The organism is Ruegeria sp. CH8, from assembly GCF_056536985.1.
Map to the genome: position 1 here is coordinate 63,462 of NZ_JBQFQR010000016.1, position 24,102 is coordinate 87,563.

Below are 24,102 nucleotides of genomic sequence, written 5' to 3' on the forward strand. Positions count from 1 at the left end.
TTTGACTGTCGCATTCCAAGGGGTGTCACCGGCTTTTTACCACACACAAATTGTGCAGAAAGGCCGGATCAGACCATCTGGATTACGTCTTTTTCGATCGACAGCATATAGCCCTTTTTGGCGATGTTCTTGACTAGCAGTTCGCTGACCATCTGATTGCCCAATGCATCGCGCAGCCGTTTGATCCGGGTGGCACCTGCGGCCTCATCACAGTCGGCGGCGTCTTTGCCGGAAATCATCGCCTCGATTTGCACGCCCGAAAGAACTTCGTCATCCAGACGGGATTCAGCCAAAACCGACAGGGTCTCCATCGCCGCCGGGGTCAGTTTGAAATCCATGTTGTTCAGGTAGACGGTGTTTTCCTCGCGACTGATCAGCAGAGAAGTGACCTGAATCCCGGTGCGTTCGATCTGTGCCATCCGCCGGTTCAGAGTCACCAGCATCACCAGAAACACCAGCGCGGTCACCAGCATGGCGCTGGCAAAGACCAGCAGCACGAAGATCACCATGCGATAGCTGGACAGCGTGTCGGCGAAGGCCGTGCCGGATTGCGCCAGAATCTCGAGCAAACGGATTTCCGTCTGCGAGGTTAGGTCGCTTTCGATGAACAACCGTTCGACCCGAGCGTTAAAGGCATTGGCATCTGGCAGGGTCCAGAACAGGAAGATCGCCGCCGTCACCAGAATCACTACGATCGCCGCGATGCCCGCGCCGACCAGTCTGACACCGGATCGGCGGGCCTCAGTAACGGAGATAGAATTTTCCGGCATTGCCCTTCCTTTTATCCAACCCTTCCGATCCGAACACGGATATGACGTTCAGCAGGGTCCAGCCCGAGCCTTTTAGGCGATTGGCGACTTCTTTTTTTGCGCGCCCCTTGTCGCAGGCAGGCACCTGCATGACGCCATAGTGCAGGCGCAGCGGATTATCCTTTTTGGCCTTGTAGTCGGCATAGCAATCGGCCGCAGCTGCGGTAGAGCCAAGCGATATCAGGGCCAACAGGACCAAGGAAGAAAGGATCTGTTTCATAAGCCGCATCCTGCGCATGGGTTGCCACGATATTCAATAACCCAAGGGGTTTGGCAGGTCTGATATTGGATAACAACGGGGCGTTATTGCTTGTCTGAACGGGGAAGGAACAGTGTCAGGGCATCGAGCACACGGCCCGCCACCGGGCCTCTAAGACCTCTGAAGGACAAGCAACATGCATAAGAAATTCATCGCCCTGATCGTGGCCTCTGCGGTTGCCATCACCGGAATTTCGGCGTCGCAGGCGCGGGCTGCTGATGTCGAAGATATCCTCGGCGGGCTTGCGGCAATTGCGCTTCTTGGCGTCGCCGTGAAGCATTTCAGTGACGAAAACAAAAAGAATACCGTTACGAACAACTACAATCACGTATATAAGGCGCCCCAAAACCGCGTGTACTCGAAACCGAAGCATAAGCCGCATCGCGTACGCCCGCTGCCCAAACGTGTTGCGCGCTACAACCTGCCGCAACGATGCTTGCGAAATTTCAAAGGGCATGGACCCAAACAGCGTCTGTTGGGCACGAATTGTCTGAGCAAGCACTACAAATACAGCAATAGCCTGCCAGACCAGTGCGAGGTCAGGTTCTGGAACGGCGACAGGGTCAAGCGGGCGTACCATCCCGGCTGCCTGCGCCAGAATGGATACCGCGTAAGTAACAAGTAAAGGTTTTCGAGCAGGAGCGGCGCCACAGAAGCGCCGTGCAGGGAGAGGGTGGCGCAAGCTGCCCTCTCTTTTTTGTTGCGGTGCGCGGTGAAACGCGGTTTTCCGGGGGTATGACGACACCGGATTATGAAATTGAGAAAACCGCCGCGGCGAATGGCTATCTGCGGATCGCGGGCGTGGATGAGGTTGGGCGTGGGCCGCTGGCTGGGCCGGTGGTGGCGGCGGCCGTGATTCTGAACTCCGGGGATATTCCCGAGGGGCTGAACGATTCGAAGAAGCTGACGGCAAAGCGGCGCATCGCGCTTGAGGCCGCGCTGCGCGACCGTGCCGAGATCGCGGTGGCCGAGGCCACGGTGGCTGAGATCGACGAACACAACATCTTGCGCGCCTCGCATCTGGCGATGGAGCGGGCGGTGGCAGCGCTGAACCCGCCGCCGGATTACCTGCTGATCGACGGCAACATGATTCCGCGTGGCCTGACGATCCCCTCGCAGGCCGTGGTCAAGGGCGACGCGCATTCGGTGTCGATTGCGGCGGCGTCAATCATCGCCAAAAACTGGCGCGATCAACTGATGGTGGATTTGGCGCAACAGCATCCCGGCTATGGCTGGGAGACAAACGCCGGTTATCCGTCGAAACAACACTGCGAAGCGCTGCAAAATCTTGGTGTGACCCCACACCATAGACGTTCGTTCAAGCCGGTACACAATATCTTGTATCAAGAGTAAATCGTAAGTCGCTGATTCAAAAAAGAAATTGACGGCGAATCGTCTTTGACTCATCCTTGTCTCAACCAAATGAGCGCAAAAGCGCCGTGGATACTTGAGGCAGTAAAATGACAACAACCACCAAAAAGGGCGCAAAAGCGCTCCCTTTAAACACGATTCTATCCGGGGACTGCATCGATGTGATGAACAGTCTGCCCGAGGCGTCGGTGGACCTGATCTTTGCGGATCCGCCCTATAATCTGCAGCTGAAAGGCCAGTTGCACCGCCCCGATAACAGTCAGGTAGACGCGGTTGATGATCACTGGGATCAGTTCAGCAGCTTTGGAGCCTATGACCAGTTCACCCGCGACTGGCTGAAGGCAGCGCATCGGTTGCTCAAGCCGAATGGCGCGATCTGGGTGATTGGCTCGTACCACAACATCTTCCGTGTGGGCTCGGCCCTGCAGGACGCGGGATACTGGATTCTGAACGACGTTGTCTGGCGTAAGTCGAACCCGATGCCGAACTTCCGCGGCAAGCGGTTCACCAATGCGCATGAGACGATGATCTGGGCGTCGAAACGCGAAGGCGCGAAATACACGTTCAATTATGAGGCTCTGAAGGCGCTGAACGAAGGCGTGCAGATGCGCAGCGACTGGGTGCTGCCTATTTGCACCGGGCATGAGCGTCTGAAGGACGAAAACGGCGACAAGGCACATCCGACGCAGAAACCGGAATCTCTGTTGCACCGTGTGCTGATCGGTTCGACCAATCCGGGCGATGTGATTTTGGACCCGTTCTTTGGCACCGGGACTACAGGCGCTGTCGCCAAGATGCTGGGCCGCGAATTCATCGGCATCGAGCGCGAGGAAAGCTATCGCAAGGTCGCTGAAAAGCGCATCGCCAAGGTCCGCAAATTCGACCGCGAGGCGCTGGAGGTCAGCGCCAGCAAGCGCGCCGAGCCGCGTGTGCCCTTCGGCCAGCTGGTCGAGCGCGGGATGCTGCGGCCGGGCGAGGAGCTGTATTCGATGAACCAGCGCCACAAGGCCAAGGTCCGCGCCGATGGCACGCTGGTTGGACAAAACGTCAAGGGCTCGATCCATCAGGTGGGCGCGCATCTGGAAAACGCCCCCTCTTGTAACGGCTGGACCTACTGGTGCTTCAAACGCGACGGCAAGACGGTGCCCATCGACGTGTTGCGCCAGCAAATCCGGGCAGAGATGCACAACTGATTTCACCAATACCGCCGGTGCCTGTGGCCTGACACAAGGCACTACGCCTTGCCCCGCCGACCTCGGCGGGGTCTTTTGTTTTCCTGTCGTCTGGTCTCAAACCGCGCCTCCTGTATCCTGCGATGCAGTGAAGGAGCCTATGTGATGTCGGATACCACAGCCAGCCAATCCCGCTTTGACCGGTTCTTTGTAACCCGCCCAGATAACTACGATCTGGAGAACAAATACACCGAAGCCGCGCTGGAACGGCACAAGCGCGAAGGACTGGAGCTTGCCGTGCGTGCGCGGTGGATCGCAATGGGGCTGACCGCTATACTGCTGGTTTTCCTCAACCCGCAATGGGAAGTGCTGTGGTACCATTTCATCCTGCTGCTGATCTGCGCAAATGGCTGGCTGATCCGGCGTGCTGGTCGTGTGGGGCAATCGCGGACCGAGCTATTGCTGATTTTTGCGGACTTGTTGATCATGACGACGGCAATGGTCGTGCCCAACCCGTTCAGCGACGATGTGCGACCGCTGGCGATGCAGTACCGGTTCGATAACTTCCAGTATTTCTTCATCATTTTGGCGGCCGGAACGCTGGCGTATTCCTGGCGCACGGTGATTGCGATAGGATCATGGACGGCGGGCATGTGGACCGCTGGATGGATCATCGCCTGGTGGGTTGCGACTCCGATGCCTGAACTCAGCGAACGTGTGGCCGAGGCTTTGACCGGCTATCCGGATGTGGCTGAGCTGTTGGACCCCAACAGTTTCATGCCCACGCAACGAATCCAGCAGATCGTAGTCTTCATGATGGTTGCGGTGACGTTGGGCGTGTCGATGCGGCGGCTCAACCGGTTGCTGATGACCAATGCAGGCTTGGAGCGCGAACGGGCAAACCTGTCGCGCTATTTCTCGCCCAACGTGGTGGATGAACTGAGCCAAAATGATGAGCCGCTCAAGCAAGTGCGCAAAGAAAACATCGCGGTTCTGTTCATCGATATCGTGGGGTTCACCAAATACGCCGCCGGGCGCGATCCTTATGAGGTGATCGAGGTTCTACGCGGTTTCCACGCCCGGATGGAGGCCGAGGTTTTTCGGCATCACGGAACGCTGGACAAGTATCTGGGGGACGGGTTGATGGCAACATTCGGGACTCCGGTACCAACGCCTTTAGACGCAAGCAACGCGGTGGCCTGTGCCCGGGATATGGTCGTGGTGATCGACCGCTGGAACATTGAGCGCCGCCGGGCGGGTGAGCCCGAGATTCGTGTCGGAATCGGGGTTCATTTTGGTGAGGTGGTTCTGGGCGATATCGGGGCCAACCGGCTGGAATTTGCGGTAATTGGGGATGCAGTGAACGTGGCCGCCAAGTTAGAGGCGCTGACCCGGGAGTTTCAGGCAAGGGTGATCATCAGCGACGCGGTGCGAGGGCAATTACAGGACGAGGGTCACAGCGCATTTGAGCTGATGGCAGGATTCGAAAAACATGAAAACCATGCCGTCCGGGGGGTAGAGGCCCCGATGGATGTTTGGGTGATGAGGGGGTAGGTGCTCCCGCCGATCTGCCCTGCATCAGAGATGCAAGGCAGATCGTTGGGCCGGGCAGCGCGCTGGCGCGCACTGCGGTCACGGCTGAGGTGAGGGGTTCTCTGCGCGGTTGTAGGGCGTCCAGTCGGTGACTTCGGGGTAGTATTGGCGACGCCAGGCGCGGACGCGGGGGTTCATGACACGGCGCCAGAGTGGCGGGATCATGGCCGCCACGGTCATCACCGGATAGCCGTAGGGCAGTTGCGGGGCAGCGTCCTCTGGGTGGTGCTGCAGCAGCGGAAACCGGCGGTTCGGTTTGTAGTGGTGGTCCGAGTGGCGCTGTAGGTTGATCAGCAGCCAGTTCGACGCCGTCTGCGAGGCATTCCAGGAATGGCGCGGCAGTACGTGTTCGTATTTGCCCTGACCTAGATGTTTGCGGGTCAGGCCATAATGTTCCACGTAATTGACCAGTTCCAACTGCCAGATGGCCGTGCCCGCTTGGATTAGAAACAAGGCGAGGCCGGATAGACCTCCGATAGCGAAGGCCAGCGCCAGCATCGTGGCTTGCAGGCTCCAATATCGCCAGAACGGGTTGGATGGGTCGCTCCAGTGGCGATCCTTGCGGGCCAGTTTTTCGCGCTCGGCCCGGAACGCGGAGACGAGGCTTTGTTTCAGGACGCGCGGGTAGAAGCGGTGGAAGCCTTCGTTATAGCGCGCCGTGACCGGATCGCGCGGGGTGCCGACAAAGCGGTGATGGACCAACAGGTGCTCGGACCGGAAATGCGAATACAGCACCATCGCCAGAAGAATATCGCCCAGCCAACGCTCGAACCGGCCCTTTTGGTGCATCAGTTCGTGGCTGTAGTTGATCCCGATGGTGCCGGAAATGGTACCCATACCGAAGAACAAACCGATCTTGGCCGCTGTCGACAGATGGTCTGAATGAGCGGCGTACCAGATCAGCCCATACAAGGTTAGGAACTGCACCGGAACCCAGGCTTTGGTCAGCAGGATATACCAGCGCAGCACGGTGTCTGGCGTGTCGGGGTCGGCGTTGCTCAACTCCAGCCCGGTCAGGCGATCCAGCACGGCAAACGCCCACCACGTGCTTGCCGGGACAAGCAGAACCCACCAGCCGCCTGCCATCGCCGTGCCCCAGATCAACGGGATCAGCAGGAATGAGATCCAGAAGGGCAGTGCCGATTGCCAGCGGGACAGGGACTGGATCGCGGTCATGGGGTGGCTCCGAAAAACTGCGCACAGACTAGTCACAGTCCGACAGGACGTACAACGGGCTATCGGTTGCGCCAGAGGTCGTGCGCCTTGCGCATTACGGTGGGCAGGTCTCTGGGGCGAAAGGCGTGTTTTTCCAGCACGATTAGGCCTTCGGGCAAGCTTTCGGCAGTCAACGGCGCCGTCCAGATGCGCAGGATCAGGTGGAAATGTGTGAACGTGTGTCGCACCTCTCCGGTCAGAACCTGCCAATCTGCCTCAAACGGGGGTGTTTCATCTGGTGCATCGGACCAATCCGAGCTTGGCCAGCCCAGCATTCCGCCCAGCAACCCCTTGTCGGGGCGGCGCTCTAGCAATAGGGCGCCGTTATTGCTTTGGGCGATATAGACGTGGCCGTATCGCGTCGGTTTGGGCTTTTTGGGTGTCTTGCGCGGCAGGTCGGGCTGCGTTCCGGCCATGCGGGCCTGACAGGGATCGCGGACGGGGCAGATCCCGCAGGCCGGAGATTTCGGGGTGCAGATCGTGGCCCCCAGATCCATCACCGCCTGCGCATAGTCCCCCGGCCGCGTTTTAGGAGTCAGCGCAGCGGCCTTGTCCTTGAGCAGGGGTTTCGAACCGGGCAGCGGGTCGTGAATGTCGTAAAGCCGCGCCATGACTCGTTCGACATTGCCGTCCAGCACCGTTTCTGGGCGGTCGAAGGCAATGGCTGAAATGGCGGCGGCGGTATAGGGGCCGATGCCGGGCAGTTTCAGCAGGGCGTCATAGCTGTCGGGGAAGATGCCGCCATGATCCGCGGCGACCACCCGAGCGCATTTCAGCAGGTTTCGGGCGCGGGCGTAGTAGCCCAGCCCGGCCCATTCCCCCATGACCTGATCATCCGGCGCTGTAGCCAAGGCCTGAACTGTGGGCCAGCGCGTAGTAAACCGCATGAAGTAATCGCGCACGGCAGCCACGGTTGTCTGCTGCAGCATCACCTCGGACAGCCAGACGCGATAGGGATCGGGCACAACCTCGGCGGCCCGATCCGCAGGCCCGACGCGCCAGGGCATCTCGCGGGCGTGGCGGTCGTACCAGCTCAGCAGAGCGCCGCTCAAGTCCTGTTGAATAGAGTCACGCAAGTTTTATCTATCTCCCGTCGGGTTTCGCTGGCGCCCGGTGTCACGCCCTTTACAATAGCGGCGCAGGAGTTGGAAACCAGATGCAGCGCAGACGTTCTTCGACCCGCGGGTTCAAACGCACCGCGACATTGCTGAACGGACAGATTCGGCGCGCCGGGGAAAGCCGGGGCTTTGCCGTATCGCGTTTGCTGACCCACTGGGCCGAGATCGTGGGCCAGGATCTGGCATCGATCGCGCGACCGGTGAAGGTGGGTTATGGCAAGGGCGGAATGGGCGCGACTCTGACCGTTCTGACCACCGGCCCGCAGGCCCCGATGCTTGAGATGCAGAAGGAACAGCTGCGCGGCAAGGTGAACGCGGTTTACGGCTATAACGCCATCAGCCGGGTGCGCATCACCCAGACCGCTCCGACCGGATTTGCCGAGGGGCAGGCCAGTTTCGATCACAAACCGAAACCGGCGAAACCCAAGATTGACCCAGAGATCGAGGCCGAAGCAGGCCGGACCGCACGCGACGTTCACGATGGTGATTTGCGCGCGGCCCTTGAACGTCTGGGCCGTAACGTTTTATCCAAGCAAAAACGCTGAGAAAGGGCTGAGAAATGAGCCGTATTGCAACCGGAATTTGTGCGGCGGTCGCCATCGCCGCAGGCGGCTATTGGCTGTCGCAGTCAAATTCCTCTCCGTCTTATCCGCTGGTCGGCAGCGCCGAGGCGCAAGAGGCCGATCTGGACACCTCGACCATCGTCGAGATGGTGCAGGGTGCCGAGGACGCGCCGGTCGAGATCATCGAATATGCCTCTTACACCTGTCCGCATTGCGCCACTTTCCATCAGGGCGCGTATAAGCAGCTGAAGAAAGATTTCATCGACACCGGCAAGGTCAAGTTTATCTACCGCGAAGTGTATTTCGACCGCTACGGCCTGTGGGCCTCGATGGTGGCGCGTTGCGGCGGATCCGAAAAGTTCTTTGGAATTACGGATCTGATCTTTGAAGGCCAGTCCGAATGGGTCAAAGCCGGTGGCCCGGCCGAGATAGTAGACGAACTACGTAAAATCGGCCGTCTGGCCGGCATTGACAATGATCAGCTTGAGGCCTGCCTGCAAGACGGCACACGCGCACAGACGCTGGTGGCTTGGTATCAGGAAAACGCCGAGCGTGATGGTGTTCAAGCGACGCCGTCCTTCATCGTGAACGGCAAGAAGGTCGACAACATGTCCTATGCCGATTTCAAGACGCTGATCGAAGACGAACTGGGCAGCTAACTGCCTTATGCGACCGGCCTTTGGCGGGCCGGTCGCCAATCACGGCGACGGGGCGATCTGCAGCAGCATCTGCCGGACCTTGTCGGCTTCATCCACTTTGAGACGGACCGGTAGCGTCAGGACCTTGCTGCGGAACGCGGCGGGCAGGCGGACGGCGTCTTTTTCCGTTGTCACCATCTGCGCGCCCAATTGCCGGGCCTCGTTCTCCAACCGCGCCATCAGGGCCGGGGTCAGCGGCTGATGATCATCTAGCGCTTCGGCTCGTAGCAGTTTTGCGCCTTGTTGGCGCAGGGTGCGAAAGAACTTGTCCGGGTGCCCTATGCCTGCAAAGGCCAGAACGGGCGTGTCGACCCAGTCCATTCCGGTCTGCAACGGCGCGACCTCACCCGTTACATGGGGCACCGACAAGGCTGTGCCCCACTGATCGGAGAATTGCGCCTGAGATGCCGCATCCCCCAGTGAAAGCACCAGATCGGCACGTTGCAGTCCAATATGAACGGGTTCGCGCAGGGGACCAGCGGGCAGACACAGACCATTGCCGAAACCGCGCGCGGTGTCGACCACGATGACCGAGAAATCCTTGGCGACCGAGGGGTTTTGGAACCCGTCATCCAGCACGATCACCGTGGCCCCGGCCTCGGCGGCGGCGTGCGTTCCGGCAGCGCGGTCCTTAGCCACCCAGACCTCGGCGAATGCGGCCAGCAACAAGGGTTCATCCCCAACCTGCGCAGCGGTGTGTTTTGCGGGATCAACCCGTACGGGACCTTCCAATGAACCGCCATGGCCACGCGTCACCACATGCGTTTCGTGCCAGGCGTCGCGCAATTGTTCGATCATCCAGATCACAGTGGGGGTCTTGCCGGTGCCGCCTGCGTTCAGATTGCCGATGCAGATCACCGGAACGCCAGGTTTGACACCGGTGTCCGAGGCAACCCGGCGCGCGGTTGCGGCCGCATAGATACGCCCCAACGGTGCCAGCAATCTGGCGCGCAAATCCAGCCGGTCAGGGGCGGTGTTCCAGAAATCAGGTGCGCGCATCATCTGCCTCCCGCTGATCCAGACGGTCCTGCACCATGTCGATCAGCTGATCCGTCTGTGGTGCACCCTCGGACACGATCTGCCACCCGGCCAGCGCCATGTCCGCAGCGCGATCCGGCGACAGCATCTCGACCACGGCGTCGCCCAACTCGGTTGCGGTTTGGACCCTGTGCGCGGCACCGGCGCGGTCCAGTTGATCGTATATTTGCTGATGACGATGCACAAACGGGCCGTGAATGATGGACGAGCCGAGGGCAGCGGCAATTAGCGGATCGTGCCCGCCGGCACCGCGTTCCAGCGAACTGCCTATGAACGTGACTGGTGAAACCCGGTGCCACAGGCCCAGATCTTCAGAATCTGCTGACAGAATAACCTGCGTGGTGTCTTCGATCTTCCCGTCAATGTCCCAGTTGGCACAGCGCAGGTCCATGGTTTCCAGGCGCCGGTGCAATGGCTCAGCTTCGGCGGTGTCCGCAACATGCAGAACCAGGGTTAGACGGGGCAAACTTCGCATCGCCTGACGATGGGCGCTGAGAACCGAGATGAACTCTTTGTCCAACACACAGGCAGCCACCCAGACAAGCCGGCCGGTCAGTGCATGGTTCGTTTCGATCAGTTCGTCTTCGGGCCAGGGCCTCGGGTTTGGGCTGACATGCAGGGGCGGCGATTCACTGACTTTGTCCGAGGAAATCCCAAGGCGGCGGATTGTTCGTGCCGTCTCGGAAGTCTTGGTCAGGATCGATTGGAAGCAGTCCAGAGTATAGCGGGAGATATCAGGCAACCATCTTGCCCCCCGCGCGATTCTGATGTCGATCTGCGCCTCGATCAGGATCAGGGAAATGCCGCGTTCCTCGGCGCGGGTGATTATGTTGGGCATCAGCCCACCTCCGACCCATATACCGATATCGGGCTTCCAGTGATCCAGAAAGGCACGCGCTGCGCCGGTTTGTTCCAGGGGCAGGTTTACCAGAGGATAGTCACTCTTTGCCCAGCGCCAAAGATCGGCCTCGGGCGGGGCAGTCAGTAACACGTTCAGCGAGGGGCGGCTCTGTTGCAGCCTGCGACAGAAATCGGTCACCGCGCGCTGACGGTGCTGGGCGCTGATATGGATCCAGATTAGCTCGCCTTCGGGGCGGGGCGGGTTGGGTTGGCTTGTCGTGTTGGGCACGCCCCAGGACAGAACCCGATACGCGGCCAGGCTGAGAGAGCGCGGCTTGCTCATGGTTGTATACCGCTGCTGTCCGGATCAAGCCCTGCGCGTAGAGCATCGTGAAGCGCCGGACCCGCTGCGATCACGCCATTCAGGCGCGGGTGTGCATTGTTGAACCGCAAGGGCTGGCCCAGCCGATCCGAACAAGTGCCGCCCGCCTCGCGGATGATCAGGTCTCCGGCGGCAATATCCCATTCCCAACTGGGTCGCAGTGTCAGCATCCCGTCAAAACGCCCTTGGCCTACTACGGCCATGCGATAGGCCAGCGACGGGCGGTAGACCCGTTGGAATTCGGGGACTTGACCGTGCAACCAATGGCGCGGGTCCAGATTGGGTTTCGCGGCCAGAATCTCGGCGGTTGCCAAATCCGAGACCCTGGACACCCGGATCGGCGCACCGTTGAGCGTTGCGCCTTCGCCTTTGGCGGCGGCGTAAAGCAGGTCGCGCTGCGGCAGGTAAATAACCGCGGCAGTGACTTCACCCTCTTCGGCGATGGCAAGCGAATGCGCCCAGGTGCGGGACCCCTCGGCAAAGCTGCGGGTGCCGTCGATCGGGTCGATGATGAACACACGGTCGCGCGTCAGCCGTGCCGACGAATCCTCGGTCTCTTCACTCAGCCAGCCATAGCCGGGCCGGGCCGAAGGCAGGCGCTGTTCCAGCATGGCGTTGACGGCCAGATCGGCTTCGGTCACCGGGCCCGCTCCGTCGGGTTTGTCCCAGCGCTGGGCCGTGGTGCCCGAGTATCGGGTGGCGATCTTTCCGGCCTCAAGTGCGGCGTCGATCAGAAGGGGCAGGTCAGTTGCCGGCAAGCGTCATTCCTTCGATCAGCACCGAGGGCACTACCCGCGACAAGTAAGGTCGCGCATCGTTTGCCGGGATGATCCGTTTCAGCATGTCACGCAGATAGCCCGCGATGGTGCATTCATTGACCGGATGGGTGATTTCTCCGTTTTCCACCCAGAAGCCCGAGGCACCGCGCGAATAGTCGCCCGTGTTGGGGTTGATGGTGGAGCCGATCATCGAGGTCACCAACAGCCCGGTGCCCATGTCACGCAAAAGGTCCTCGCGGCTTTGGGCGCCTTGCGTCAGGCTCAGGTTCCAGTTGCTGGGCGAGGGCGGTCCGGACACGCCGCGCGCCGCGTTGCCGGTTGACGTCATGTCCAGCTTGCGCGCACTGGACAGGTCCAGGGTCCAGCCGGTCAAAATGCCGTTTTCAACAATCGCACGCCGCTGGGTCGCCAGCCCTTCGGCATCGAAAGGGCGCGAGCCTGCGATGCGCGGGCGGTGCGGGTCTTCGATCAGCGACAGATGCCCGGGCAGGACCTGTTCGCCCAGGCAATTCTTCAGCCACGAGGCCCCCCGCGCGATGGCGGCCCCGTTGCTGGCCGCCAGCAGGTGGCCGATCAGCGAGGACGAAATGCGTTCGTCAAACAGCACCGGAAAGGTGCCGGTCGCAGGCTTTTGTGCGCCCACCAAAGCGACGGCGCGTTCGCCCGCGCTGCGGCCAATGTCTTCGGCATTGCGCAGATCGCTTTGAAAGGTGCGGCTGTCGCCGTCATAGTCGCGTTCCATCCCGGTGCCTTCGCCCGAGATCGCCACGCAGGATGTCGAGCGGCTGCTGCGGGAATAGCCACCGGAAAACCCGTTGGTTGCAGCCAGATGCACGCGGTGGGTGCCATAGCCCGCCGCCGCGTCGGAGACCTGCGAGACCCCCTGAACCGCCAGTGCTGCCGCTTCCGCTTCCAACGCGTCGCGCATCAAGTCTTCGGCTGCCGGTTCCGGGGTCGGGTCGAACAGTTCCAGCGCGGGCAGGTCCCAGCCGCTCGCCAGTTGTTGTGTATCGGCCAGTCCGGTGAACGGGTCTTCGGGTGCTTCGCGCGCCATGGCCACAGCGCGCTCGGCCATCGCGGTCAGGGTTTCGGGCCGACTGTCCGAACTTGACACGATGGCCTGTCGCTGGCCCAGAAACACCCGCAGTCCCAAGTCGGTCCCTTCCGAGCGTTCGGCATGTTCCAGCGCGCCGCCCCGCACCTCGACCGAAACCGAAGAGCCGTCGATCACAATGGCATCCGCCGCGTCAACTCCGGCCTTGCGGGCTGCGTCCAGCAGGGATTGGCTGATTTCTTCGGGTGTTCGGGTCATGCGGCCTCCGGTCTTTATCCAATGGACCTAGCCTTGGACCGCCTGGCCCGCAAGACCTCAGGGCTGAGAGATTCAACCTTTGTACCCATAAGATTGACCTGAACCCGGGGGGAGAGCAAAGGGCTTACAATTGCGTTTAAACATCCATTTGTTGGGACGCGTTACTGTTTTGGTGGCCTGCGATCACAACAGGTTGAAACTTGCACCTGAGTGGATGAAGGCACAAAGAAGAACTCACTTTGGCTCAGTTTTTTGCTGTCAATTTTGATGAACGCCATGTCGCCGCCTCAGGCAAAGGGTCAGGTATTCTTATCAGTCGCATCACCAAGGTAATGACCAAGCTGCAGGTACCGGCCGAAGTGGTGCCGTTTCAGGAGTTGATGAAGCGTGGCCCTACGGTTGACCCGAAAAGCTACGTATTGCGTCACTACAACGAGCTTTTCGTCGCCCAGCACCAAAATGTGGACTGGTTGCGCGGGCGTGAGGCCGAGCTTTTGGCTTTGGGCCACAAACTTCTGCATTCCATTGAGAATGGACGCGTCGTTGGCTGCAAAATCCGGAACAACAAGGTTTTGACGGCTGCGGGCGTACCTACACCAGGTTGATCGAGGCAGGTGACAGTTTCGACACCACCTTTTCGAACGACATATCAAACGCGCATGTTCCGGTTCAACTGGTAAGTGACACCGGAGACTGGATGCCACCCGTTACAATACTGACTATGTCAATTGCAGGCACGAATACAAAGGTGAGCTCTGGCAAATCTCTATTCGTGCAATGGCAGTGAGTGAGCAGGTTCTGTTTTCCTGGGTAAGAGCCGGACAGGGGCTAAATATCAGAACGCGGGGTGCGCCGCTTGATGCTGAAATGCTGACGCATTTTCACAAAAAACTGATCAACCCAAATACCGATCAGATTCAAGAAATAGCTAAATGCGTAAAGAGAGCCGTTGGCGTCGGGATTTATGTGCATCGCCCGAGCCTTGGTTCAGGAGCTTGATCTAAAGGCTTAAAGCAAAGGGAGGGCGAAGCGCTGCAAAAGCAGAGCTTTGCCCGATCAGCATCACTTGATGCGTTGGCCATTGGCCAAAATCTGACCATCTTCGGTGAACTCGATCTTCGAATTCAATGTATCGGGTTCATCGCCCGGTACTGCCATCAGCCCCATCATCATCCGCGCGCCCATTGCGTCGCTTTCCTGAAGCAGGCCCATGCCGATCAATTTGTCGATCAGCGCATTGGCACCTACCAGCTGCAGGTTGGCCACGCCCGCCGGTGCGGGCATTCCGTCAAACTCTTCCGTGTTCGAATTATCGAAGGTGAAATCTGCGTCACCCGTAAGTTTCGCGCCCACGAGCGATACCAGCAAATCGTTGATTTTCAGCGAGTTCAGCTCACCCGGTGCTTCGCCGGATGCCTCCATCGCTTCGATCGAGGCCGGATCGAAGAAGTTCGTCAGGATCTTGGCAGTTCCAGTAGCGTCCAGCGCAACGGTTGCGGGGTCACGCGGCAGCGAACCCGCCGGGTCGAAGATGCTCCACAATACGTCTGACATGGTGAAGTCCGTCAGGTTCATGGCAAAGCCAAAGGGCTGCTCTTCCTCTGATTGCTTCAATGGGAACTCGAAGCTCAGACCAGTCTTGGCCATGGCGATTTCAATTGGAAACGGCAGTTCGGCCGTTGTGACTGCCAGTTTCGCGCTGTTCTGCTCGATATCATAAGCAAGGCGCTGTTCGTCGAGGCTGGCTCCGAACCGTCCGCCTTGGGATTCGCTGCCCATCGAGAACGCTTCACCCTCGCTGGTGCCGGCGATGGCTGTCTGGCCCGAGCCATAGGTGAACAGACCCGAGAAAGAGGTGTCGCCCTGGAAAAACGACTGCGGGTCCGCGGCGTCGAAATCCGACGGGAACACGCTGCTGCCTTCAAAGGTCAGATCGTTCATGGATCCGTCGATCTTGCCATCATCTGATCCCTCGGGGTCGTTGAACACAAGGTCATAGGTCAGGCCGTCGGCGGTAAACTTCTGATCGACTTCGCGGTTTTCGCCGATTTTCATCCGCGAATTGCCCGCGAGGTTGGTCATTTCCAGTGCCAGGTCCAACAGGTCTTCTGGCGCGGTGTCGCCGTCTACCGTCAGGTTGCCCAGCTTCACGCCCAGGGTGGGCGCTGTATAGTCATAAGTCATGTCGTCCGGTTCGCCGGATACGATCATTTCCAAACCAGTGTGATAATACTCGATATCGACAGAGAACGCGTCCCCCTCTTCTTCGCCCGATATCGTCATGGGGAAGTTCTCAGGCAAACCGACGCTGACTGTACCGTCGCCATTTTCGGTCAGGGTCATCTGAGGGACGGTCATCTGGAATGTCCCGTCGCTGTCCGGCACCGTCATAGCCACGATCATATCCGATATGGTGGTCACATTGCCCGATGCAGATTGTTCAGCCGAAACCGTGTACCCCATCTGGGACAGGTAAGCCTGCCAGTCATCCCAGACCTGCTGCGCGGTGACATCGGCAAGTGCACCTTGGGTGATAACGGCATAAGCCAGAACTGCGCCGCTGCTGCGGCGAAGAAAAACGGACATTTGAGAACCCTTCTTGATCAATTTTGCGCGCATCGTCGTGCCTGTGGGCCCGGGCGTCAAGGGGCAAGGGCTGGACCCTTTCCCCATTGGCGCGGTAGAGATTCACACAATCTCAAAACAACAGAGGTACAGCGTCTATATGCAGGGAAAAACCGTACTTATAACTGGCGCTAGCCGCGGTATCGGGGCCGAGGCGGGGCGCGTATTTGCCGCAGCCGGTGCCAATGTCGCGTTGGTCGCTCGCAATCGTGATCAGATTGATGCGCTGGCTGAGGCGCTCGGTGAGAACGCCATCGCGCTGCAATGTGATGTCAGCGATTTCGGACAGGTCGAGCAGGCCGTTGCGAATTGCGTTGATCGGTTCGGTGGGTTGGATGTGTTGGTCGGTAATGCTGGTGTCATTGATCCGATCTTTCATCTGTCCAACGCCGATGTCTCCGCCTGGAGCGCGGCGATCGATGTTAACCTCAAAGGCGTTTTCTATGGGATGCGCGCGGCCTTGCCCGTGATGCGCGCCGCAGGTGGTGGCACAGTGATCACGGTATCTTCGGGGGCGGCGACCAACCCGATTGAAGCGTGGAGCCACTATTGCGCCTCAAAGGCGGGGGCCAAGATGCTGACCGAATGCCTGCATCTTGAGGAATCCATTCATGGTATCCGCGCCATGGGCCTGTCGCCGGGCACCGTGGCTACCGACATGCAGCGGGTCATCAAGGCCAGCGGAATCAACGCTGTCAGCCAGCTGGACTGGAGCGATCACATCCCCGCCGACTGGCCTGCGCGAGCACTGCTTTGGATGTGCTCGGCGGATGCAGATGAGTTTCTGGGCACTGAAATCTCGCTGCGGCGTGAGGATATCCGGCAAAGGGTTGGGCTGACGTGATCGAACTGACCAAGGAAGACGGATTGTGGACTGTCACGCTCAATAATCCGCACAAGGCCAATGCCTTGACCGAAGCGATGTTGACAGAACTGGCCGAGATCGCCGAGGCCGCGACCGAGGCCCGCGCTTTGATCCTGACCGGTAAGGGTAAGGTGTTCAGCGCCGGGGCCGATCTGGATGAGGTGCGCGCCGGTCTGGCGACCTCGGATGTGTGGGAAAGGCTTTCGGGTGCCATCGCCGCTCTGCCGTGCCTGACCGTCGCCGCCCTGAACGGAACGCTTGCGGGCGGGGCCAACGGGATGGTCTTGGCCTGCGACATTCGGATCGCAGTGCCGCAGGCCAAGTTCTTTTACCCGGTGATGAAGTTGGGCTTTTTGCCGCAACCCTCGGACCCGGTGCGCATGGCCGCGCTGATCGGATCGGCACGCACCAAATTGATTCTGATGAGCGGGCAGAAGATCACGACCGATGAGGCCTATGCCTTTGGTTTGGTTGATCGCGTGGTTGATCCTGACAAGCTGATGTCAACCGCGCATGAACTGGTGGCGGATAGTCTAGCCGCAGACCCGGAAATTGCTGCGGGTATCGCAAGGATGTGCCAATGAGGCTATCCGCTCTGCTGTTGCGAGTAGCCGACCCGGAGCGGCTGACTGCGTTTTACGCGGATACTTTCGGCATGACCGGGCAGGTGCAGGGGGCGAATCGGCGTGTTGGCTATGGTGGTCAGGACGCGGACCTGCTGCTGATGCCGGGCGGGGGTGCCTACACCCATGACGGCGGCCAGCGATATTGGAAAATTGGGATCACCGTGCCGGATGTCGATTTGGCCGCTGCATATCTGCGCCAGAAAGGGGTTGAGGTCTCGGACCCGAAACAGTTCCTCGACATCGGGTACATGTGCCATCTGAAAGACCCCGAAGGGTTTGTGATCGAGCTGCTGCAACATGATTTCAAGGGTAACCGCCCCGAAAACGTCGCCGACCCGGCCGCGCCCTTCGCCAACGCCTGCATCGGCCAGATCACTTTGCGCACCGGGGATATTGCCGCCGAGGATGCGTTCTGCCGCGCGCAGGGAATGCGCCTTTTGTCGGTGCAGGAGGTGGATCAGTACGGCTTTGACCTGCATTTCTATGCCTTCACCGATGAGGTGCCGCCGAACCCGGACCTCTGGTCAGTCGAAAACCGCGAATGGCTATGGAAACGCACCTATACCACGCTGGAGTTTCAGCATCTTGCGGGCGCGCAGTTTGCTCCGGCCCCGGATTATCGCGGGTTGGAGGTTCAGGGGCTGACAACATCTCTCCGTGATGCCTTTGGCGACCCGGTGCGGCCCGGCTGATCACCGCCCGCGCCGTTTGCCGGGTACTTTCGAGCGAAAACCGGGCGGGCGTTTGCGGACCCAGTTCAGGAACTTCTCCAACCGCGGGTGGGCGCGCAGGGCGTTGACCGTGTTGAAATCGCGCGCCAGTTCAGCCTCGGTCAGGGTGGCGTGGACCTCTTTGTGGCAGATGACGTGCAGCAAAACCGTGGGTCCGCTCTTGCCCCCTTTGAGTTTTGGGATCAGATGGTGCAGGCTGCCGCCCCCATCCGGGATGGGGCGGTCACAAAGCGGGCAGATCGGGTCGCTGGTCGACATGGCAGGGTTTAATTTGCGCCGGATGGCACGAAAGGCAAGAGGACAGAAATGGCGCAGGCAGTGGTAATCGGGGCCGGACCTGCTGGTCTGATGGCGGCGGAAGAACTGGCCGCTGTCGGCCATGACGTGCTGGTGGCCGAGGCCAAACCGTCGGTCGCGCGCAAGTTTTTGATGGCCGGGAAGTCGGGTCTGAACCTGACCAAGGATGAGCCGTTCGAGACCCTGTTGCATGCCTATGGCGAGGCCTCGGACTGGCTGCGCCCGATGCTTGCCGAGTTCGATGCCGCCGATGTGCAGAATTGGGCGCGAGAACTGGGGCAGGAAGTGTTCACCGGCTCCACAGGGCGGGTGTTTCCCACAGTGATGAAGGCGTCTCCGCTTTTGCGTGCGTGGCTGAGGCGACTGGAAGGCGCAGGTGTGCAAATCAACACTCGCTGGCGTTGGCAGGGGTGGGACGGCGATATGCTGTTGTTCGAGACTGCAGATGGCCAGAAAAACACCACGCCGGATGTCACAATCCTTGCTCTAGGCGGGGCTAGTTGGGCGCGGCTGGGGTCAGACGGCCAGTGGGCGCAAATCTTGCAGGCCAAGGGTGTGGACCTTGCACCCTTTGCTCCTGCGAACTCGGCGCTATCGTTCGATTGGAGCCCTCACATGCAACCGCATTTCGGCGCGGCCCTGAAATCGGTGCGCTGGATGGCCGGAGCGTTGGACAGTCGCGGTGAGGCCACGATTTCGGCGACCGGCCTTGAGGGGGGCGGGCTGTACTCTCTGACACCGGCCCTGCGCGATGGAGACGATTTCTTTGTTGATCTAGTGCCCAATCTGGACGCGACTTCTTTGCAACAACGGTTGGCCGTAAAAAGTTCAAAGACCACGCTGTCGCAATGGATGAAAAAGTCTTTGAAACTGCCGCCGCAAAAGATTGCGCTTTTTCATGAGATGGTAAAGCGGTACGATCTTCCAAAGTCGCACGAGGCGGCTGCAATCAAACACCTCCCTATCGTTGGCGCGGAGCTTCGCCCGATGGACGAAGCCATTTCGACCGCAGGCGGTGTCAGGCAATCCGCAGTGGATGACGGGCTAATGTTGACCGCGTTGCCCGGCGTGTTCTGCGCCGGAGAGATGCTGGATTGGGAAGCCCCGACAGGTGGTTATCTGCTGACCGCCTGCATGGCGACCGGGAAATGGGCCGGTCGCTCAGCGGCAGAGTGGGTGAACCGTTCAGCGTGACCGGGCCAGCATTGCCAGACGGATCATGGCGCGTTCAACCAGCGCCATGGCCGGGGCGGTCTGCCCCGCCGACCGCAGCGACAGGTCAGTATCGGTGAGAACGGTCAGGGCGGTCTGCAGTTTCGGCGCGCCCCAGCCCTGCGCCTGCCGCAGAATCCGGTCGCGGCGTTTGCCGTAAACCGGCGGCCGCAGCTTGCCGATGCCTTGTGCCGCGCCGCCCGGGTCAGAGGCGCAGGCGTACAGAGTCCGAAAATGCCGGGTCGCGCCGATGCACAGGCTGACCGCATTGGTGCCTTGCGATTGCAGGCGCCGGATCAGCGGACCGATCTCGCCCGCGCGGCCCTCGGCGACCACGTTCAGAACGTCGTCCAGCGCCGCTTCGGTCGAGCGGGGAGCGCAGGCTTCGATATCCTCAATGGTCAGTTCCGAACTGTCGCCACGTTTGTAGAGAGACAGTTTCTCAATGGTCTGTGCGAAGTCGCCCGGGCTGATTCCGGTGGCCAGCTCCGCAAGAGCCGACATCGAATCGCGGGGGGTGTTTTGCAAACCGGCCTCGGTCAGAATCCGTTCGATCTCACCACGCGACGGAGGATCGTCGTAGATACCGATCGCATAGGCCGCCGGATGTGCCTCAAACGCTTTGCGGATTTTCGAGCTGGGTTTCAACTGCCCGGCGGTCACGACGATCTGGGCATCGCCCTGGGTCCAATCCTCAAACGCAGCGAGAATTGCGGGGGCGGCGACGTCGGTGGTGTCTTCGACAAAAACGGCGCGCGGACCAGGAAAGAACCCCACCGCCTTGACCGCGTCCAACAACAGGGCCGGGTCGCTGCGCAAATCCGCACCCGGCATACGGGTCAGGCGCATTTCCTCTTCTGCGTTGGGACCCAATAGTGCGGCCAGAACCTGCTGACGTTTCAGCGCCACGCGCATCGCATCAGAGCCGTATATCAGCAGCCCGGCCTTGTCGGCGTCTGGTCGGGCAAAATACCCTTCAGCCTCACGCGGGCTAAGCTTCATGTGCCAAGACCTGGTGCAGTATAAAGCTCAGCAATGATTTGATCCGACAGAATAACCATCAACCGTTCTTTCGCATCGCGCTCATCTGCCAATGTTGAGACGGTCGATCCGCTGGCCGAATAGCCAACGAAATTGTTGACTGTACCAGAGGCAATGGTCTGCCCGGTCGAATTCGATCTGAGCGCATAATTCGCGCTGCCCTCGATGGTATAGCGATTGGTTTCGTTCGATGTGGTGATCGCCGCCGAGCGTAAAACCGTTCTGACACTCACATCCAGCTTGTATTCGCTGCCCGACGTTGCGCTACGCCCCAGCCGCTGTTCCAGATTCTGGACCAGCATGTAGCTATCGACCGAATTCGGCGCAGATACAGCGACCTGACCATTCAGGGCCGCACCCGAACCGCCGGGTGCGTAGACCGGTTCAAAGCCACAGGCGGCCAGCGCAAGTGGCATCAGCAACAGGGTTCTGCGATCAAACAACGACATTCACGATCCGGCCTGGCACAACAATCACCTTCTTAGGCGCATTGCCATCCAGCGCCTTTTGCACAGCTTCGGTGCTGAGTGCGATTTTTTCAACCTGCGTCTTGTCCATATCTTTTGGAACGCTGATTTCCGCGCGGCGTTTGCCATTGATCTGGATCGGCAGAGTGACAGTGTCGTCGATCAGCATCGCCTCGTCCGCGACGGGCCACGGGGCGGTGGCAACCAGACCTTCGCCACCCAGCAACTGCCAAAGTTCCTCGGACAGGTGCGGCGTCATCGGCGACATCAACTGTGCCAGCGTTTTGGCGGCCTGACGCTTGGCGTCGCTACCAGCCTTCGATTTGGCCAGCGTGTTGGTAAATGCATACAGCTTGGCGATCGAGGCGTTGAAGCCGAAGGATTCGACGCCGCCAGACACATCATGGATCGCCTTGTGCATTTCACGCAGCAGGGTTTCGTCTTCGGCATTGGCCGGTTGATCAGACGCGGCAATTTCCGACGCGATCCGGTGCACGCGGCTGAGATGTTTAAACGCGGCCTCGGCGCCCGAGGCGGTCCACTCCACATCACGTTCGGGCGGCGAATCGGACAGCACGAACCAACGAGCGGTATCCGCGCCGAAGGCCGAGATGATGCTGACCGGGTCCACCACGTTTTTCTTCGACTTCGACATTTTGGCCGAGGGGATGATTTCAACCTCGGTGCCATCAGCCAGTTTGCCTTCGGTTACATCCTCGGGCAGGTGATAGACCGGGCGGTCGTTTTCGTCGCGAGTCTGGTAAATTTCGTGCGTGACCATGCCCTGAGTGAACAGTGCATTGAATGGTTCGATGGCCTTTTTCGGCAGATGCCCGGTGATTTGCATCGCCCGCGCGAAGAAGCGGGAATAGAGCAGGTGCAGAATCGCGTGTTCAATGCCGCCGATATACTGATCGACATTCATCCAGTATTCGGCCTCGGCCAAATCGGTGGGGGTTTTAGCGCGCGGAGCGGTGAAACGAGCGTAATACCAGGACGAATCGACGAACGTGTCCATCGTGTCGGTTTCACGCTTGGCTGGTGCTCCGCAGGACGGGCAGGGTGTATCCCGCCAGTTGGGGTGGCGGTCCAGCGGGTTGCCGGGGATCGAGAAGTCGATGGGTTTGCCGTTGTCGTCATCATACGGCAGCTCAATCGGCAGATTCTCTTTCTTCTCGGGCACCGTGCCGCATTTCTCGCAATGGACAACGGGAATCGGACAACCCCAATAGCGCTGGCGGCTGAGGCCCCAATCGCGCAGACGGTATTTGATGACACCCGCGCCCCACCCAGCCTTTTCCGCGAAATCTACGGTGGCGTTGATCGCCTCATCGCCCGTGGCTTCGGTCAGGCCCGCGAAATGGTTCACCCAGCGGACTTTCTCGGTCTTCGGGGGCACGAAAGCTATCTTGTCGACTGGAGTATCGTCATCCAGCGCAAAGAACGTATCAACCACGGGCAGGCCGTATTTGCGGCAGAAATCCAGGTCGCGCTGGTCATGCGCCGGGCAGGCAAAGATCGCACCGGTGCCGTAATCCATAAGGATAAAGTTCGCGATCCAGACCGGCAGTTCCCAATTCGGGTCCAACGGGTGTTTGACGCGGATTCCGGTGTCATAGCCCAGCTTTTCAGCGGTCTCGATGGCCTCTTCAGTGGTGCCACCCTTGCGGCATTCCGCAACAAATTCAGCAACCTTGGCGTTTTCAGCCTCGAGCTGTTTCGCAATCGGATGATCTGGCGAGATGCCGACAAACGAAGCGCCCAACAGCGTGTCAGGGCGAGTCGTATAGACTGTGATCGGCTCTCCGCCATCGGTGCGTTCAAAGCCGAATTGCAGGCCGCGCGACTTGCCAATCCAGTTTTCCTGCATCAGGCGTACTTTGGCGGGCCAGTTCTCAAGCGTGTCCAGCGCCTCGAGCAACTCTTCGGAATAGTCTGAGATTTTGAAGAACCACTGAGTCAGTTCGCGCCGCTCAACCAACGCGCCCGAGCGCCAGCCACGGCCGTTTTCCACCTGTTCATTGGCCAGAACGGTCATATCGACCGGGTCCCAGTTCACGACGGCGTTCTTGCGGTAGACCAGCCCGGCCTCGAGCATATCCAGAAACAGTGCCTGCTGTTGACCATAGTATTCCGGGTCGCAGGTGGCGAATTCCCGCGACCAGTCGATCGAGAGGCCCAGAGGCTTCATCTGTCCGCGCATGTCGGCGATGTTGCCATAGGTCCAGTCCTTGGGGTGGCCCCCAATGGCCATCGCGGCATTTTCCGCAGGCATCCCGAACGCATCCCAGCCCATCGGGTGCAGCACGTTGTGGCCGGTCGCCAGTTTGTGCCGCGCGATCACGTCACCCATCGTATAGTTGCGCACATGCCCCATATGGATTCGACCCGAGGGGTAGGGGAACATCTCAAGCACATAGTATTTTGGCTTGTTCGCCGTGCGGGTGGCGGTGAAGATTCCGGCCTTGTCCCAGGCCTCTTGCCATTTTGCTTCGATTTCGTTGGCCGAGTAGCGAGACATCATACGGTCCTTCGTGAATGAAAACGCCGGGTAGGAACCCGGCGTGGTATTAGTGTGATTTTCGGCGGGTTGCTAGAACTTGTTGTCCGCAATGCGCAACTGCCGCGCGCGGGACAGGATCGCATCTTCGACCGCGCGGGATGTCGCTGCGCTGACCGGAGCGCCGCCGCTGGTCTGCAGCGACACCGACAAAGAGCGCGCCGCGAGTGCCGGATCACTGATGTGAACAGTGGCACGGTATTGACGCCCTCCGCCAGGAGGTGTGCCGTAACCCGTTATGATTACGCCGGTAAACGGGTCGACCTCCTGCACAGGCAGGAAATTCAGAACATCCAGCGACGCTGCCCACAGGTAGCGATTCACATTTGTGACCTGCTCGGCATTCTTGTTGTCGAACAAATCCCAGATCGTCGTGCGATTTGGATCGTTGAACTCTTGTTCATCGGCGTTGCCACCCGTAGCCACAACATTCGGATTCGGTGTCGCCCCCCGATTCTCTCCGCAGGCCGACACGGCAGCCGTCACTATGATCAAACCGAAAATCGTCTGCAGGCGCATTGTCGACTGG

The 24,102-nt window shown here is 59.9% G+C and carries 25 protein-coding genes; 11 read left to right on the forward strand and 14 right to left on the reverse strand.

Translation table 11 applies throughout. The annotated features are described in order from the left end of the window. Positions 1 to 68: 68 nt before the first annotated feature. Positions 69 to 770, reverse strand: a complete 702-nt coding sequence (locus tag ACR0ER_RS17850) for a winged helix-turn-helix domain-containing protein (RefSeq protein WP_170329530.1) — start codon at positions 768 to 770, stop codon at positions 69 to 71. Further along, positions 742 to 1,029, reverse strand: a complete 288-nt coding sequence (locus tag ACR0ER_RS17855) for a hypothetical protein (RefSeq protein ID WP_480770101.1) — start codon at positions 1,027 to 1,029, stop codon at positions 742 to 744. Before ACR0ER_RS17855 ends, ACR0ER_RS17850 begins: the two co-directional genes overlap by 29 nt. Positions 1,030 to 1,204: 175 nt before the next feature. Between ACR0ER_RS17855 and ACR0ER_RS17860 the strand changes: the two genes are divergently transcribed. The 4 genes from ACR0ER_RS17860 to ACR0ER_RS17875 all read left to right on the forward strand — a co-directional run bounded on the left by ACR0ER_RS17860 (position 1,205) and on the right by ACR0ER_RS17875 (position 5,165). After that, a complete protein-coding gene (locus ACR0ER_RS17860; RefSeq protein WP_480770102.1) occupies positions 1,205 to 1,693 on the forward strand; it encodes a hypothetical protein in 489 nt (162 codons plus the stop codon). Between the two features lie 110 nt (positions 1,694 to 1,803). Further along, positions 1,804 to 2,421, forward strand: a complete 618-nt coding sequence (locus tag ACR0ER_RS17865; protein WP_480770103.1) for a ribonuclease HII — start codon at positions 1,804 to 1,806, stop codon at positions 2,419 to 2,421. A 107-nt stretch (positions 2,422 to 2,528) separates the two neighbouring features. After that, complete coding sequence (locus tag ACR0ER_RS17870; RefSeq protein ID WP_480770104.1) at positions 2,529 to 3,632, forward strand: DNA methyltransferase; 1,104 nt, start codon at positions 2,529 to 2,531, stop codon at positions 3,630 to 3,632. A gap of 144 nt (positions 3,633 to 3,776) precedes the next feature. Next, on the forward strand, positions 3,777 to 5,165 hold the full coding sequence (locus ACR0ER_RS17875) for an adenylate/guanylate cyclase domain-containing protein (RefSeq protein ID WP_480770105.1): 1,389 nt from the start codon (positions 3,777 to 3,779) through the stop codon (positions 5,163 to 5,165). A 78-nt stretch (positions 5,166 to 5,243) separates the two neighbouring features. Here the strand turns inward: ACR0ER_RS17875 and ACR0ER_RS17880 are convergent, their stop codons facing one another. Both ACR0ER_RS17880 and mutY read right to left on the reverse strand, forming a co-directional pair. Continuing rightward, the gene (locus ACR0ER_RS17880; protein ID WP_480770106.1) at positions 5,244 to 6,380 is read right to left on the reverse strand and encodes an alkane 1-monooxygenase; all 1,137 of its coding nucleotides are present in this window, start codon (positions 6,378 to 6,380) and stop codon (positions 5,244 to 5,246) included. 59 nt (positions 6,381 to 6,439) lie between these two features. After that, on the reverse strand, positions 6,440 to 7,495 hold the full coding sequence (gene mutY, locus ACR0ER_RS17885) for an A/G-specific adenine glycosylase (RefSeq protein WP_480770107.1): 1,056 nt from the start codon (positions 7,493 to 7,495) through the stop codon (positions 6,440 to 6,442). Positions 7,496 to 7,575: 80 nt separating this feature from the next. Here mutY and ACR0ER_RS17890 point away from each other — a divergent pair, with 80 nt between their 5' ends. Both ACR0ER_RS17890 and ACR0ER_RS17895 read left to right on the forward strand, forming a co-directional pair. Continuing rightward, positions 7,576 to 8,082 carry a DUF721 domain-containing protein gene (locus ACR0ER_RS17890; RefSeq protein WP_480770108.1) on the forward strand — a complete coding sequence of 169 codons (507 nt, stop codon included), beginning with the start codon at positions 7,576 to 7,578 and terminating at the stop codon, positions 8,080 to 8,082. Between the two features lie 14 nt (positions 8,083 to 8,096). Then, positions 8,097 to 8,759: a DsbA family protein gene (locus ACR0ER_RS17895; RefSeq protein ID WP_170329522.1), complete on the forward strand. Its 663-nt coding sequence runs from the start codon at positions 8,097 to 8,099 to the stop codon at positions 8,757 to 8,759. 39 nt (positions 8,760 to 8,798) lie between these two features. Here ACR0ER_RS17895 and lpxK read toward each other — a convergent pair whose 3' ends face one another. Genes lpxK through ACR0ER_RS17915 form a run of 4 tightly spaced genes read right to left on the reverse strand, consistent with a single transcriptional unit; the run spans position 8,799 to position 13,149 of the window. Continuing rightward, positions 8,799 to 9,797, reverse strand: a complete 999-nt coding sequence (gene lpxK, locus ACR0ER_RS17900) for a tetraacyldisaccharide 4'-kinase (RefSeq protein WP_480770109.1) — start codon at positions 9,795 to 9,797, stop codon at positions 8,799 to 8,801. Then, a complete protein-coding gene (locus tag ACR0ER_RS17905; RefSeq protein WP_480770110.1) occupies positions 9,784 to 11,019 on the reverse strand; it encodes a 3-deoxy-D-manno-octulosonic acid transferase in 1,236 nt (411 codons plus the stop codon). Before ACR0ER_RS17905 ends, lpxK begins: the two co-directional genes overlap by 14 nt. Beyond that, complete coding sequence (locus tag ACR0ER_RS17910; RefSeq protein ID WP_480770111.1) at positions 11,016 to 11,816, reverse strand: inositol monophosphatase family protein; 801 nt, start codon at positions 11,814 to 11,816, stop codon at positions 11,016 to 11,018. Before ACR0ER_RS17910 ends, ACR0ER_RS17905 begins: the two co-directional genes overlap by 4 nt. Beyond that, the gene (locus tag ACR0ER_RS17915) at positions 11,803 to 13,149 is read right to left on the reverse strand and encodes a TldD/PmbA family protein (protein ID WP_480770112.1); all 1,347 of its coding nucleotides are present in this window, start codon (positions 13,147 to 13,149) and stop codon (positions 11,803 to 11,805) included. The genes ACR0ER_RS17910 and ACR0ER_RS17915 overlap by 14 nt, the downstream gene beginning before the upstream one ends. A gap of 239 nt (positions 13,150 to 13,388) precedes the next feature. On the opposite strand from ACR0ER_RS17915, the gene ACR0ER_RS17920 reads away from it, so the two are divergent. Continuing rightward, positions 13,389 to 13,754 carry a hypothetical protein gene (locus ACR0ER_RS17920; RefSeq protein ID WP_480770113.1) on the forward strand — a complete coding sequence of 122 codons (366 nt, stop codon included), beginning with the start codon at positions 13,389 to 13,391 and terminating at the stop codon, positions 13,752 to 13,754. 457 nt (positions 13,755 to 14,211) lie between these two features. On the opposite strand, the gene ACR0ER_RS17925 is transcribed toward ACR0ER_RS17920, so the two are convergent. Next, complete coding sequence (locus ACR0ER_RS17925) at positions 14,212 to 15,735, reverse strand: DUF2125 domain-containing protein (RefSeq protein ID WP_480770114.1); 1,524 nt, start codon at positions 15,733 to 15,735, stop codon at positions 14,212 to 14,214. 139 nt (positions 15,736 to 15,874) lie between these two features. Here ACR0ER_RS17925 and ACR0ER_RS17930 point away from each other — a divergent pair, with 139 nt between their 5' ends. Genes ACR0ER_RS17930 through ACR0ER_RS17940 form a run of 3 tightly spaced genes read left to right on the forward strand, consistent with a single transcriptional unit; the run spans position 15,875 to position 17,957 of the window. Then, positions 15,875 to 16,618 (forward strand): SDR family oxidoreductase, encoded by a 744-nt coding sequence (locus ACR0ER_RS17930; protein ID WP_480770171.1) that lies wholly within the window; start codon positions 15,875 to 15,877, stop codon positions 16,616 to 16,618. Continuing rightward, a complete protein-coding gene (locus ACR0ER_RS17935) occupies positions 16,615 to 17,223 on the forward strand; it encodes an enoyl-CoA hydratase/isomerase family protein (protein WP_480770115.1) in 609 nt (202 codons plus the stop codon). Before ACR0ER_RS17930 ends, ACR0ER_RS17935 begins: the two co-directional genes overlap by 4 nt. Next, positions 17,220 to 17,957 (forward strand): VOC family protein, encoded by a 738-nt coding sequence (locus ACR0ER_RS17940; RefSeq protein ID WP_480770116.1) that lies wholly within the window; start codon positions 17,220 to 17,222, stop codon positions 17,955 to 17,957. Before ACR0ER_RS17935 ends, ACR0ER_RS17940 begins: the two co-directional genes overlap by 4 nt. Here the strand turns inward: ACR0ER_RS17940 and ACR0ER_RS17945 are convergent, their stop codons facing one another. Then, on the reverse strand, positions 17,958 to 18,254 hold the full coding sequence (locus tag ACR0ER_RS17945) for an HNH endonuclease (RefSeq protein ID WP_480770117.1): 297 nt from the start codon (positions 18,252 to 18,254) through the stop codon (positions 17,958 to 17,960). It abuts the gene before it with no gap. A gap of 48 nt (positions 18,255 to 18,302) precedes the next feature. Here ACR0ER_RS17945 and ACR0ER_RS17950 point away from each other — a divergent pair, with 48 nt between their 5' ends. Continuing rightward, complete coding sequence (locus ACR0ER_RS17950) at positions 18,303 to 19,487, forward strand: TIGR03862 family flavoprotein (protein WP_480770118.1); 1,185 nt, start codon at positions 18,303 to 18,305, stop codon at positions 19,485 to 19,487. On the opposite strand, the gene holA is transcribed toward ACR0ER_RS17950, so the two are convergent. From holA to ACR0ER_RS17970, 4 genes are all read right to left on the reverse strand, one after another. Next, entirely contained in the window at positions 19,479 to 20,507 is a 1,029-nt protein-coding gene (gene holA, locus ACR0ER_RS17955) for a DNA polymerase III subunit delta (RefSeq protein WP_480770119.1), read from the reverse strand. The two genes, ACR0ER_RS17950 and holA, sit on opposite strands and share 9 nt — an antisense overlap. Next, the gene (gene lptE / locus ACR0ER_RS17960; RefSeq protein WP_480770120.1) at positions 20,504 to 20,995 is read right to left on the reverse strand and encodes an LPS assembly lipoprotein LptE; all 492 of its coding nucleotides are present in this window, start codon (positions 20,993 to 20,995) and stop codon (positions 20,504 to 20,506) included. Before lptE ends, holA begins: the two co-directional genes overlap by 4 nt. Then, positions 20,982 to 23,534, reverse strand: a complete 2,553-nt coding sequence (gene leuS / locus ACR0ER_RS17965) for a leucine--tRNA ligase (RefSeq protein WP_480770121.1) — start codon at positions 23,532 to 23,534, stop codon at positions 20,982 to 20,984. Before leuS ends, lptE begins: the two co-directional genes overlap by 14 nt. A 72-nt stretch (positions 23,535 to 23,606) precedes the next feature. Further along, entirely contained in the window at positions 23,607 to 24,092 is a 486-nt protein-coding gene (locus tag ACR0ER_RS17970) for a DUF3576 domain-containing protein (RefSeq protein ID WP_170329508.1), read from the reverse strand. Between the last annotated feature and the right edge of the window lie 10 nt (positions 24,093 to 24,102).